The sequence below is a fragment of the Pseudomonas sp. LLC-1 genome, from assembly GCF_002992185.1.
In the GTDB taxonomy this organism is placed as follows: domain Bacteria; phylum Pseudomonadota; class Gammaproteobacteria; order Pseudomonadales; family Pseudomonadaceae; genus Aquipseudomonas; species Aquipseudomonas monteilii.
In genome coordinates, this window is sequence record NZ_LUVY01000016.1 from 232,661 (window position 1) to 244,354 (window position 11,694).

Annotated in this window: 11 protein-coding genes; 5 read left to right on the top strand and 6 right to left on the bottom strand. The window is 62.4% G+C overall.

All coding sequences use genetic code 11. The features are described from left to right. Positions 1-5: 5 nt before the first annotated feature. On the top strand, positions 6-2,351 hold the full coding sequence (locus tag A0O30_RS18055; protein ID WP_105947389.1) for an FdhF/YdeP family oxidoreductase: 2,346 nt from the start codon (positions 6-8) through the stop codon (positions 2,349-2,351). 196 nt (positions 2,352-2,547) lie between these two features. Next, positions 2,548-3,027 carry a glycine zipper domain-containing protein gene (locus tag A0O30_RS18060; RefSeq protein ID WP_060501250.1) on the top strand — a complete coding sequence of 160 codons (480 nt, stop codon included), beginning with the start codon at positions 2,548-2,550 and terminating at the stop codon, positions 3,025-3,027. Positions 3,028-3,082: 55 nt separating this feature from the next. Here A0O30_RS18060 and A0O30_RS18065 read toward each other — a convergent pair whose 3' ends face one another. The 3 genes from A0O30_RS18065 to hslO form a co-directional block, all read right to left on the bottom strand. Then, complete coding sequence (locus A0O30_RS18065) at positions 3,083-3,523, bottom strand: thioesterase family protein (protein WP_060501251.1); 441 nt, start codon at positions 3,521-3,523, stop codon at positions 3,083-3,085. Between the two features lie 261 nt (positions 3,524-3,784). Continuing rightward, positions 3,785-5,326: a phosphoenolpyruvate carboxykinase gene (locus A0O30_RS18070; protein ID WP_016714468.1), complete on the bottom strand. Its 1,542-nt coding sequence runs from the start codon at positions 5,324-5,326 to the stop codon at positions 3,785-3,787. Positions 5,327-5,505: 179 nt separating this feature from the next. Next, positions 5,506-6,405 carry an Hsp33 family molecular chaperone HslO gene (gene hslO / locus A0O30_RS18075; RefSeq protein ID WP_105947390.1) on the bottom strand — a complete coding sequence of 300 codons (900 nt, stop codon included), beginning with the start codon at positions 6,403-6,405 and terminating at the stop codon, positions 5,506-5,508. Positions 6,406-6,525: 120 nt separating this feature from the next. Between hslO and A0O30_RS18080 the strand changes: the two genes are divergently transcribed. Next, positions 6,526-7,320, top strand: coding sequence for a phosphatase PAP2 family protein (locus A0O30_RS18080; RefSeq protein WP_105947391.1), 795 nt, complete (start codon positions 6,526-6,528; stop codon positions 7,318-7,320). A 126-nt stretch (positions 7,321-7,446) separates the two neighbouring features. Here the strand turns inward: A0O30_RS18080 and A0O30_RS18085 are convergent, their stop codons facing one another. After that, positions 7,447-7,848 carry an RNA-binding S4 domain-containing protein gene (locus tag A0O30_RS18085; protein WP_105947392.1) on the bottom strand — a complete coding sequence of 134 codons (402 nt, stop codon included), beginning with the start codon at positions 7,846-7,848 and terminating at the stop codon, positions 7,447-7,449. Between the two features lie 109 nt (positions 7,849-7,957). On the opposite strand from A0O30_RS18085, the gene A0O30_RS18090 reads away from it, so the two are divergent. Continuing rightward, a complete protein-coding gene (locus tag A0O30_RS18090) occupies positions 7,958-8,440 on the top strand; it encodes an ATP-dependent zinc protease (protein ID WP_025754077.1) in 483 nt (160 codons plus the stop codon). Continuing rightward, positions 8,437-9,342, top strand: a complete 906-nt coding sequence (gene rimK / locus A0O30_RS18095) for a 30S ribosomal protein S6--L-glutamate ligase (RefSeq protein ID WP_012316721.1) — start codon at positions 8,437-8,439, stop codon at positions 9,340-9,342. The genes A0O30_RS18090 and rimK overlap by 4 nt, the downstream gene beginning before the upstream one ends. Positions 9,343-9,457: 115 nt before the next feature. Here the strand turns inward: rimK and A0O30_RS18100 are convergent, their stop codons facing one another. Both A0O30_RS18100 and ompR read right to left on the bottom strand, forming a co-directional pair. Then, on the bottom strand, positions 9,458-10,771 hold the full coding sequence (locus A0O30_RS18100; protein ID WP_060501261.1) for an ATP-binding protein: 1,314 nt from the start codon (positions 10,769-10,771) through the stop codon (positions 9,458-9,460). 13 nt (positions 10,772-10,784) lie between these two features. Next, positions 10,785-11,525 (bottom strand): two-component system response regulator OmpR, encoded by a 741-nt coding sequence (gene ompR, locus A0O30_RS18105; RefSeq protein ID WP_016484407.1) that lies wholly within the window; start codon positions 11,523-11,525, stop codon positions 10,785-10,787. Positions 11,526-11,694 lie beyond the last annotated feature (169 nt).

Below are 11,694 nucleotides of genomic sequence, written 5' to 3' on the forward strand. Positions count from 1 at the left end.
CAGCCGTGACCTCGTACCAGCACCTTCCGGACAACGCCCCAGCCTCCACCCCTCGCTACAAGCCCTACCACGGCCCCGCCGGTGGCTGGGGCGCACTGCGCAGCGTGGCCAAGGCCTGGGTCGGCAGCGACAACGCGCTGAAGAACATTCGCGCCCTGCTCAAGACCAACCAGAACGGCGGCTTCGACTGCCCGGGCTGCGCCTGGGGCGACTCGCCGGAAAGCGGCATGGTCAAGTTCTGCGAGAACGGCGCCAAGGCGGTGAACTGGGAGGCGACCAAGCGCCGCGTGGATGCCGCCTTCTTTGCCCGTTACAGCGTCACCTCGCTGCTGCAGCAGAGCGACTACTGGCTGGAGTACCAAGGCCGGTTGACCGAGCCAATGGTCTACGACGCCCCCAGCGATCGCTACCAACCCATCAGCTGGGATGCTGCCTTCGCCCTGATCGCCCGCGAGCTGAACAAACTGGCCAACCCTGACCAGGCCGAGTTCTATACCTCGGGGCGCGCCAGCAACGAAGCGGCGTACCTGTACCAGCTTTTCGTCCGTGCTTACGGCACCAACAACTTCCCCGACTGCTCGAACATGTGCCACGAAGCCAGTGGCGTCGCCCTGGGGCAGAGCGTCGGTGTCGGCAAGGGCACCGTCACCTTCGACGACTTCGAGCATGCCGATGCGATTTTCGTCTGGGGCCAGAACCCGGGCACCAACCACCCACGCATGCTCGACCCGCTGCGCGATGCGGTGAAGCGTGGCGCCCAGGTGGTGTGCATCAACCCGCTCAAGGAACGTGGCCTGGAGCGCTTCCAGCACCCGCAAAACCCGCTGGAGATGCTCACCAACAGCGACCGGCCGACCAACACCGCTTTCTTCCGCCCGGCGCTGGGTGGCGACATGGCGATGCTGCGCGGCATGGCCAAGTTCGTCCTGCAGTGGGAACGCGAGGCCCAGGCCAAAGGCGAACCGGCCGTGTTCGACCATGCCTTTATCGCCGAGCATGGCCACGGCGTCGACGAGTACCTGGCAGTGGTGGATGCCACACCCTGGGAACACATCCAGGCACAGTCCGGCCTGACACTGGCGGATATCGAACTGGCCGCGCGCATGTACTGCCGTGGCAAACGGGTGATCATGTGCTGGGCGATGGGCATCACCCAGCACCGCCACTCGGTGCCGACCATCCAGGAAATCGTCAACCTGCAGATGCTGCGCGGCAACATTGGCGCACCAGGCGCAGGCCTGTGCCCGGTACGCGGGCACAGCAACGTGCAGGGTGACCGCACCATGGGCATCAACGAACGCCCACCGGTAGCGCTGCTGGATGCCATCGAAAAACGCTTCGGCTTCCCCGTACCGCGGCACAACGGCCACAACACCGTCGAAGCGATCCACGCCATGCTGGATGGCCGATCCAAGGTATTCATCGGCCTGGGCGGCAACTTTGCCCAAGCCACACCAGACACCGAGCGTACCGCCCAGGCGCTGCGCAATTGCGAACTGACCGTGCACATCAGCACAAAGCTCAACCGCAGCCACCTGGTGCATGGCAAGCAGGCGCTGATCCTGCCGTGCCTGGGCCGCACCGACATCGACCTGCAAGCCGACGGGCCGCAGGCGGTAACGGTGGAAGACTCGTTCAGCATGGTCCATGCCTCCAACGGCCAACTGAAACCCCTGTCGACGCACATGCGCTCGGAACCGGCAGTGGTAGCCGGCATTGCCGCCGCCACCCTGGGCAAGCAACCGGTGGACTGGCACTGGCTGGTGGCCGACTACGGCCGTATTCGCGACCTGATCGGCGATACCATCGCGGGCTTCAGTAATTTCAACCAGCGCCTGCAACACCCCGGTGGCTTCTACCTGGGTAACAGCGCCGCCAGCCGCGAGTGGAAGACCAGCACCGGCCGCGCCAACTTCAAGGCCAACCTGTTGCCGGATACGTTGCTCGACGAACGCGTGCGCGCCAGCGGCCAACTGCCGGATCTGATCATGCAGTCGATGCGTTCGCACGATCAGTACAACACCACCATCTACGGCCTGGACGACCGTTATCGTGGTGTGCGCGGCCAGCGCGAGGTGCTGTTCGCCAACGAAGCCGACATCATCCGCCTGGGCTTCCAGCCGGGGCAGAAAGTGGACATCGTCTCGTTGTGGGGGGATGAGCATGTGCGCCGGGTGCAGGGCTTCACCCTGCTGGCCTTCGACATCCCGGCCGGGCAGGCGGCGGCGTACTACCCCGAGGTGAATCCGCTGGTGCCGCTGGAGAGCATTGGCGATGGCAGCCATACGCCAACCTCGAAGTTCATCGCCATCAAACTGGAGCGGGCGCAGGACGACGGGCGTATCCTGTAAAAACGAAAAAAGCCCTGTTCCGTAACGGTTCAGGGCTTTGTCATAAAGGTCTCAGACAGCCAAAAATCGATAAAGTTTCACAGCAAATACAGTAACTTAGAGAATTGTGTACAACTCGTGTTACTCGTCGGATTTCGTTTGCCAGCCACGCCGCTTAGCCTCAAATTCGCCTCGTCATCCTTATGAGGCTCTCTTGATGAAGAAGTACTCCTCGATTCTGTTGTTGTCTTTTAGCTTGCTCAGCGGCGTGGCCATGGCAGGCGGCACCACCGAGGCCGGCATTGGCGGCGCATTGGGTGGGGTACTGGGCTCAGTGGTGGGCAACTCCATCGGTGGTAGCACCGGTGGCGCCATTGGTGCCGGTCTTGGTGGCGCAGCCGGCGGTGCCTTGGGCGCCGACAAGCGCCAGCGCGGTGAGGCCGCTATCGGCGGCGCACTGGGCGCCGCAGGCGGTAACGTGGTCGGTCGCTCGGTGGGCGGCACCACCGGTAGCTACATTGGCGCGGCAGCCGGCGGTGGTGCCGGTGGCGCACTGGGTAACTACATGGGTAACAAGGCCGACGAAGACGAGCGCCACGAGAACCGCCGCTACCGTCGCGACTATGACGACCGTCGTCACTACGACCGTGGCCACCACTACGGCCACCGCAAGCACAAGCGCCACTGGCGCGACTAATGCCTGAGGGCCTCGCCCCGGCAACAAAAGCCCCGCCCCTGCCGGCGGGGCTTTTTTATGCCTGTGGTTCCAGCACCAGGCCGGACAGGATCACCTGCAGCGCCTCTGGCAGCGTCACAGGCCGGCCACTGGCCCGTTCGATGAACACCTGCACCACCGTGCCTGCCGCGCACGCCTCTGGTTCGCCCGGGCGGAACAGCGCCAGGCGGTACTCCACCGTGCTGCCCGCCAGGCGCGTTACCCCCAAGCCCACCTCCAGTACATCCGGGAAGCCCGGCAGCGCGTAGAAGTCCGCCGCCGAACTGACCACGAAGGCCGCCAGCTCACCGTCACGCAGGTCCAGCTCGGCCTGCTCTACAAGAAACGCTTGAATGGCCGTCTCGAAGAAACCGTGCACGGTGGCGCCGGCGATATGGCCGTTCAGGTCGTTGTCCTGAGGGCGGGTAAGGATGGGGTGGAAGTGGGAGAAGGCAGTGCGCTGAGGGGATTCGGTCATCTGTCTGGCTCTTGTCTTCGCAATGGATGCTGACAGTGAAACAGAATTTCCGGACTTTGGCTGCCTGCGATCCGTTGTGGGAGCGGCCTTGCGTCGCGAAAGGGCTGCAGAGCAGCCCCGGCAATCTATACATCACTGAAATCCTGGGGCTGCTACGCAGCCCTTTCGCGACGCAAGGCCGCTCCCACAATGACGGTGCTGATTAGCAGGAACAAAAAAGCCGCCCCTAAGGGCGGCTTTCTCGTTGCGGCTAGGCTCAGCTTACAGCTGTGGGCCAGCAGCCTTGATGGCGTCGGAAACTTCGAACTTCTTGAAGTTTTCGATGAACAGCTTGGCCAGGCCTTTGGCGGCCTCGTCGTAGGCCGCTTTGTCAGCCCAGTTGGTGCGCGGGTTGAGCAGCTCGGTTTCAACGCCCGGAACGGCCTTTGGCACGTCCAGGTTGATGATGTCCAGGTGCTCGGTTTCAGCACCGACCAGCGCGCCGCTCTGGATCGCAGCGATCACCGCACGGGTAGTCGGGATGCTGAAGCGCTTGCCAACGCCGTAGCCACCGCCGGTCCAGCCGGTGTTGACCAGGTAGACCTTGGAGTTGAAGCCGTTGATACGCTTGATCAGCAGCTCGGCATACTCGCCAGCCGGGCGCGGGAAGAACGGTGCGCCGAAGCAGGTGGAGAAGGTCGACTTGATGCCGCCGCCCGAGCCCATTTCGGTCGAACCGACCAGCGCGGTGTAGCCGGACAGGAAGTGGTAGGCCGCCTGCTCGTTGTTCAGGATCGAAACGGGTGGCAGAACACCGGTCAGGTCGCAGGTCAGGAAGATGACTGCGTTAGGCTCGCCGCCCAGGTTCGCTTCGGAACGCTTGGCAACGTGCTCCAGCGGGTAGGCCGCACGGCTGTTCTGGGTCAGGCTGACATCGGTGTAGTCGGCGTGCTTGTTGGCGTCGAGGACGACGTTTTCCAGCACTGCACCGTGCTTGATGGCTTTCCAGATGACCGGCTCGTTCTTCTCGGACAGGTCGATGCACTTGGCGTAGCAGCCGCCTTCCATGTTGAAGACAACGCCTTCGCCCCAGCCGTGCTCGTCGTCACCGATCAGGTAACGGCTTTCGTCGGCCGACAGGGTGGTCTTGCCAGTGCCGGACAGGCCGAAGAACAGGGTCACATCGCCTTCTTCGCCGATGTTGGCCGCGCAGTGCATTGGCAGTACGTCGGCAGCCGGCAGCAGGAAGTTCTGCACCGAGAACATGGCTTTTTTCATTTCGCCGGCGTAGCGCATGCCTGCGATCAGCACTTTCTTCTGGGCGAAGTTGATGATCACGCAACCGTCGGAGTTGGTGCCGTCACGCTCAGGCTCGCACACGAAGTTGGCGACGTTCAGGACCTGCCACTGGTCGCGACCAGCCGGGTTGAACTGCTCCGGGTTGATGAACAGGCAACGGCCGAACAGGTTCTGCCAGGCAGTCTGGGTGGTCATCTTCACCGGCAGGTAGTGCTCGGCGGCCGCCCCTACGTGAACGTAGGAAACGAAGTGATCCTGGGCGTTGTTGAACGCCTCGACGCGGTCCCACAGGGCATCGAACTTGTCGGCCGGGAACTTGCGGTTGATCGGGCCCCAGGAAATGGCGTCCTGGGTGGAAGGTTCTTCGACGATGAAACGGTCAGCCGGCGAACGGCCAGTACGGTGACCAGTCTCCACGACCAGTGCACCAGTATCGGCTAGTACGCCTTCACCGCGTTGCAGCGCTTCTTTTACCAGCTCATCGACGCTCAGGTCGGTGTACACGGTGTTGTTGGCTTGCGTCATGAGATACCCCATCCGGCCCGAGGCCGAGTGCTCCAAACGTTTTGTAGTTGTCTTGAAAAAACTACTACAGCGAAAAAAGTGGCCGGATTATGCCAGAAACGCCCAAAAAAAGTAGGCCCCTCCTGTCGTAACCGCGCTTTTGCGCAATTCGACAGGAGATTTCCCTGCAATTAAACGTTTCAGTGACGAGTTTCTGAGGCTACGTCCGTGCCGCCACCGGCAAACAGTTGCGCCACATCGCTGGCATCGAAGAAATAGCGCTCGTTGCAGAACTGGCAATCGATCTCCACCGTCCCACCGCATTCTTCCACCAACGCCTTGGCGTCGTGCTCACCCAGGCTGACCAGCGCATTACCGGAGCGCTCGCGGGAGCAGCTGCAATTGAAGCGCAGTGGCTGGATATCAAACAGGCGCACAGCGTCTTCGTGGTACAGGCGGTGCAACAGGGTTTCGTTGTCCAGCGCCCACTCATCAGCCTTGAGCGTGGTGGCCAATGCCACGACGTGCTGCCAGCTTTCTTCACGCTCTTCATCGTCCGGCTGGCGGTCACGCGGCAGTTGCTGCAGCAGCAGCCCACGGGCCTTGCCACCTTCAGCGTTGAGCCAGAAGCGGGTGTTGAGCTGCTGCGACTGAACGAAGTAGTTGGTGAAGCACTCCGACAGGTTGGCGCCATCGAGGTCCACGGTGCCCTGGTAGCGCTGGCCCTTGACCGGATCGATGGTCAGGGTCAGGTGGCCGTCGGGCATCAACTGCGACAGGGTGGCGTCTGCCGGAATCTGGTCTGCCTCGTAACGGGCCATGCCGCGGATGTCGCGGTCACCGGAGCATTCCACCATCAGCAGCGGGATCGGCCCTGCGGAACGCGCCTGCAGAATCAGCAGGCCATCAAACTTCAAAGCCCCCACCAGCAAGGCGGTGGCAGCCATCAGCTCGCCGAGCAGTGCCTGGACCGGCTGTGGGTACTCGTGACGCGCCAGCACCGCGGCGTAGCTGTCATCGAGAGACACCCACTCGCCGCGCACATCGCGCTCGTCGAAGATGAAACGTTGGGTGAAATCGGTATCAGGCAAATCGCTCATAGGTTTTGGCTATCTAAAAATGATGACAAAATGGTTACAGGGGTTATCGAAAAACCTGCGAGAACCCGTGACAGAGCGCTCACAAGGCGCTCCGATTCCTGTTTGCAATAGAGGTATTTTATGGACAATCGACCACTGTTCCAAGCAAGGTGGTCCTTGGGGCCATTGGCAGCCTGCACACTGCTACCCATCGCTCTACTGTGTTTCTGGTTATGGCCCATTGGCCAGATCTTGTGCCTGACTTTCGACGAGTGGCTGTTCCACAGCCTCAATGCGCCGCTGGCCGACAGCACCACCTGGCGCTACATCTGGACCGTCGGCAGCCTGCGCCCGTTCGACATCGTTGTCGGCCTGATCCTTCTGGCGGTGCTTATCCGGGGCGACTGGGTGTTCAAGGCTGCTCAAGTTCGCCAGGCCTTCTTCGGCTTTCTGGTCACGCTACTCCTCTTAGTGGTGATTCGCGCGCTGTTTTCCAAGTGGGTGGATGCAGCCGGGTGGCAACACAAGAGCCCGTCGATGATGTTTGACGACGTCGTCCACCTCAGTGACTACTACCCGAACCTGGAGGCGGCCTGGGAGCTCAAGGACCGTTCCAGCAAGAGTTTCCCGGGGGATCACGCTTCGGTGCTGTTGATCTGGGCACTGTTCATGAGCGTGTTCAGCCGCCGGCTGGTGCAGTACCTGGTGATCTGGGGGCTGGCGGTGCTGTTCATGTTGCCGCGCCTGGTGGCCGGTGCTCACTGGGGGCAGGATGACTACATCGGCGGGTTGCTGATGGCGGTGCTGGCGTTGGGCTGGAGCTATTACACGCCGCTGGCGGCCAAGGGTAGCGCAGCACTGGTGCGTTGGACGGCGCCGTTGTTCAACCTTGCAGCCAGGCTACCGTTGGTCGGGCGATTGGCGGTAGTGCGCTAGATCCTCGGGGCTGCTGCGCAGCCCATCGCCGGCAAGCCAGCTCCCACAGGGATCGCACAAGTTTCAGGGCTTGCGCAGTACCTGTGGGAGCTGGCTTGCCGGCGATGGGCCGCAAAGCGGCCCCAGCTATTCAAAATTCCCATGCAACTGGTGAATCTGTCGGCGCTGCTTTTTGGTCGGCCGGCCATCGGTGGTCACGCCCATGGCCCCCGCCTTGCGCAACTCGGCCGCCTGCTCGCGCCGGCGCACACTTTCTTCGGTTTCCTCGTATAACGTCTGCGCCTCCGGCGCCCCACGCCGCACCACCGACAACGCCTTCACCACCACGGTGCGCTCGTCAAACCCGGTGCGCAGCACAAATTCGTCCCCCACACGCGGTTCCTTGCCCGGCTTGCAACGCTCGCCCCGACAATGCACCTTGCCACTCTCGATCGCCGCTTTGGCCAGCGCCCGCGTCTTGTAGAAACGCGCCGCCCACAGCCACTTGTCCAGGCGAACCTTGTCGTCATCTTCGGCTTTTTGTGCCATCCCGTTACCTCGAACACTGTGTTTCATCGAACTGTACTACCGTAACCAGCGGATGCAAAAAATCCCCGCCGTGCTTACAGTTCACCACCTCATTCGCAGGGTGCGTTTCGTGAAGACATTTGACCATTTGACTGTGATCGGCCTGCGCGAGTGGGTCGCCCTGCCTGACCTCGGCGTGGCCGGTTTGCGCGCCAAGATCGACACCGGCGCCAGCACCTCCAGCCTGCACGCCACCGAGGTGGAACCCTTCGAGCGCGACGGCCAGCCTTGGGTCCGCTTCACTGCGCACCTGGGCTCGGTGGTACAACTGCGCCACCGCCGTTGCGAAGCACCGCTGGTGACCATGAAAACCATCAAGAGCTCCAACGGCCAGGCCCAGACCCGTTATGTCATCCGCACGTCACTGGCCTTGGGCGATGGTGTCTGGGAAGTGGAGTTCACCCTGGCCTGCCGCAAGAACATGCGTTACCGCCTGTTGCTGGGTTCCAAGGCCCTGATTCACGGCCAGTTGGTGGTCAACCCTGGCCTGAAATACGTACAAGACAAACCGGCCTTTCCGGCCACTCTTTCTCCTGCCACAGGTGCTGCATGAAGATCGCTGTGCTGTCGCGCAATCCGCGTCTGTATTCCACCCGCCGCCTGGTCGAAGCCGGTACCCAGCGCGGTCACGAAATGGTGGTGATCGATACCCTGCGGGCCTACATGAACATTGCCAGCCACAAGCCGCAGATTCACTACCGCGGCAAGCCGCTGGAAGGTTTCGACGCGGTCATCCCGCGTATCGGTGCCTCGGTCACCTTCTACGGCTGCGCAGTCCTGCGCCAGTTCGAGATGATGGGTGTGTATCCGCTCAACGAGTCTGTGGCCATTGCCCGCTCGCGCGACAAACTGCGCTCGTTGCAGCTGTTGTCACGACGCGGCATTGGCCTGCCGATCACCGGTTTCGCTCATTCGCCGGACGATATCCCCGACCTGATCCAGATGGTCAATGGTGCCCCGCTGGTGATCAAGGTGCTGGAGGGTACCCAAGGCATTGGTGTGGTGCTGTGTGAAACCACCCAGGCGGCCGAGTCGGTGATCGAGGCGTTCATGGGCCTGAAGCAGAACATCATGGTTCAGGAGTACATCAAGGAGGCCGGTGGCGCCGACATTCGCTGCTTCGTGGTGGGCGACAAAGTGATTGCCTCGATGAAGCGCCAGGCCAAGCCGGGTGAGTTCCGCTCCAACCTGCACCGGGGGGGCGTCGCCAGCCTGATCAAGATCACCCCTGAAGAGCGGATTACCGCGATTCGTGCTGCAAAGGTGATGGGGTTGAGTGTGGCGGGTGTGGATATCCTGCGTTCCAACCATGGGCCACTGGTGATGGAGGTGAACTCGTCGCCGGGGCTGGAAGGGATCGAGGTGACCACCGGCAAGAACGTGGCCGGGATGATCATCGAGCACCTGGAGAAGAACGGCGGGCCTAACCAGACCCGGACCAAGGGTAAAGGCTGATGTAAGCCTGTACCGGCCCCTTCGCGGGTAAACCCGCTCCTACAGGATTACCACAGCCCTCAGGCCTGTGCAGTACCTGTGGGAGCGGCTTTAGCCGCGAAGAGGCCGGCAAATTTCACACAGCATTCCGAGGTAACAACAGCCCCAACGGCAACCGCACCCGCGCCTCGATCCCACCGCCAGACCGGTTGCGCAGCTCTACATTCCCGCCATGCTGCGCCGCGATCCTTTTGACGATCGCCAGCCCCAGCCCGGTGCCCTTGCCACCCCGCGCCCGGTCACCACGAATGAACGGGTTGAAGATGGTCTCCAGCTCCGATTCGTCGATCCCTGTGCCACGGTCCAGCACGCTCAGCACCACATACGGCGCACTCTCGTCACCCGACACATAGGCCGCCACCTCGACCCCTTTGCCAGCGTGGTGCAGGGCGTTGCCGATCAGGTTGCCCAGCATGCGCTTGAGCGAAACCCTACGCAGCGGAAATGGCGGAATAGGCTCCAGGCAAAGTCGCACACGTTCTTCCGGCTGGTTGTACGGCGCCACCACTTCGCGCACCAGGTCCGCCAGGTCGACCTCTTCTACCGGCTCGTCACGGCCATCGCGGATAAAGGCCAGGAACTGATCGAGGATCGCGTCCATGTCTTCGATATCGCGGACCATGTCGTCACTCAAATCGCTGTCACTGTTCAGCAGTGACAGCGACAGGCGCAAACGGGTCAGCGGTGTGCGCAGGTCATGGGAAACCCCGGCCAGCATCAGCTCACGCTCGCGCCCGGCCTGCTCGACGTCCTCGGCCATCTGGTTGAAGGCCTTGTACACCTCGGTCATTTCGCTGGGCGTATCGCTGATCGGCAGACGCACGCTGCGCCCCTGGCCCAGCTGACGAGCGGCGAACACCAGGCGCTTGAGCGGCTGGTTCAGCTGACGAACGAAGATCCAGGCCGAGGCGGTGGACAACAGCCCAATGGCCAGGAACCAGCCCAGCACGTTCCAGATTTTCTGCCCGCGCAGCGGGTGCGGGTACAGCGGCACTTTCAGCCAACCGGGGCCCAGGCTTGGCGCATTGACCCACAACGCCGGTGGCGCATGAATGCGCAGCCGCACCTCGGTGTCCTCACCCAGTTCGGCCTGCATCTGCCGCTGGTAGATCTCGCTGTAGGGCCAGTGCTGTTCGCCCTCGGGCACACCCGAGCCGGTCACGCGGATAAGGCCAGCCGCCTCGGCAATCTTGTCGCGGTTTTCTTCATCGGCAGCCCAATAGGCACGCAAGGTCAGCGCCACACCGTGGCTGTACTGACGGTCGACCAGCACGTCCTCGTTCATCAGCAGGTAGACCAGGGTCAAGGCCTTGCTGAACAGGACCACGATCAACACCAGCCACAGGGTGCGGGCGAAGAAGCTTTGCGGAAACCAGAGCGGGGTTTTCATCGACGGCCAGGCATCACTTACCGGCGTTTCCGTCTGGCACGAACACGTAGCCCACGCCCCAGACGGTCTGGATGTAACGCGGCTTGGACGGGTCCGGCTCGATCATGCGGCGCAGGCGCGAGATCTGCACGTCGATGGAGCGCTCCAGTGCATCCCACTCGCGGCCACGGGCCAGGTTCATCAGCTTGTCGCGGGTCAGCGGTTCGCGGGCGTGCATCACCAAGGCCTTGAGCACGGCGAACTCACCGGTGGTGAGCATGTGCACTTCATCGCCACGCTTGAGTTCGCGGGTAGCGAGCGACAGCTCGTAATCACCGAAAGTGACCGATTCGTCTTCGCTACCCGGTGCCCCCGGTACAGCGGGTGCCTGACGACGCAGCACAGCCTTGACGCGGGCCATCAGCTCGTCCGGGTTGAACGGCTTGCCCAGGTAGTCGTCGGCGCCCAGCTCCAGGCCTTTGATACGGCTCAACTCATCGCCCTTGGCGGTAAGCATGATGATTGGGATCTGGTTGTTCTGCTGGCGCAGGCGCTTGCACGCGGACAGGCCATCTTCGCCTGGCAGCATCAGGTCGAGCACCACCAGGTTGAACACCTCGCGTTGCAGCAGGCGGTCCATCTGTTCGGTGTTGGGCACCGCGCGGGCACGGTAGCCCTTGCTGGTGAAGAAACGTTCCAGCAGGCTGCTTAGCCCCGGGTCGTCGTCGACGATGAGAATCTTGTCACCTTCAGCGGTGTTTGCGGTGCCGGTCATGAATAACTCCTCTGATATCGCCGCGCATTATGGCGTAGCCATTGCTGCACGTTGCGTGAGCATTGTTAGCAGATTTTTCCCCGGGCGCCAGTTCCGGCTGGCCGGGCGCCATCACCGCAAGCCGTTTGCGATGGGTATAATGCGCGGCTTTCATCCAGCGCCGCCGGGC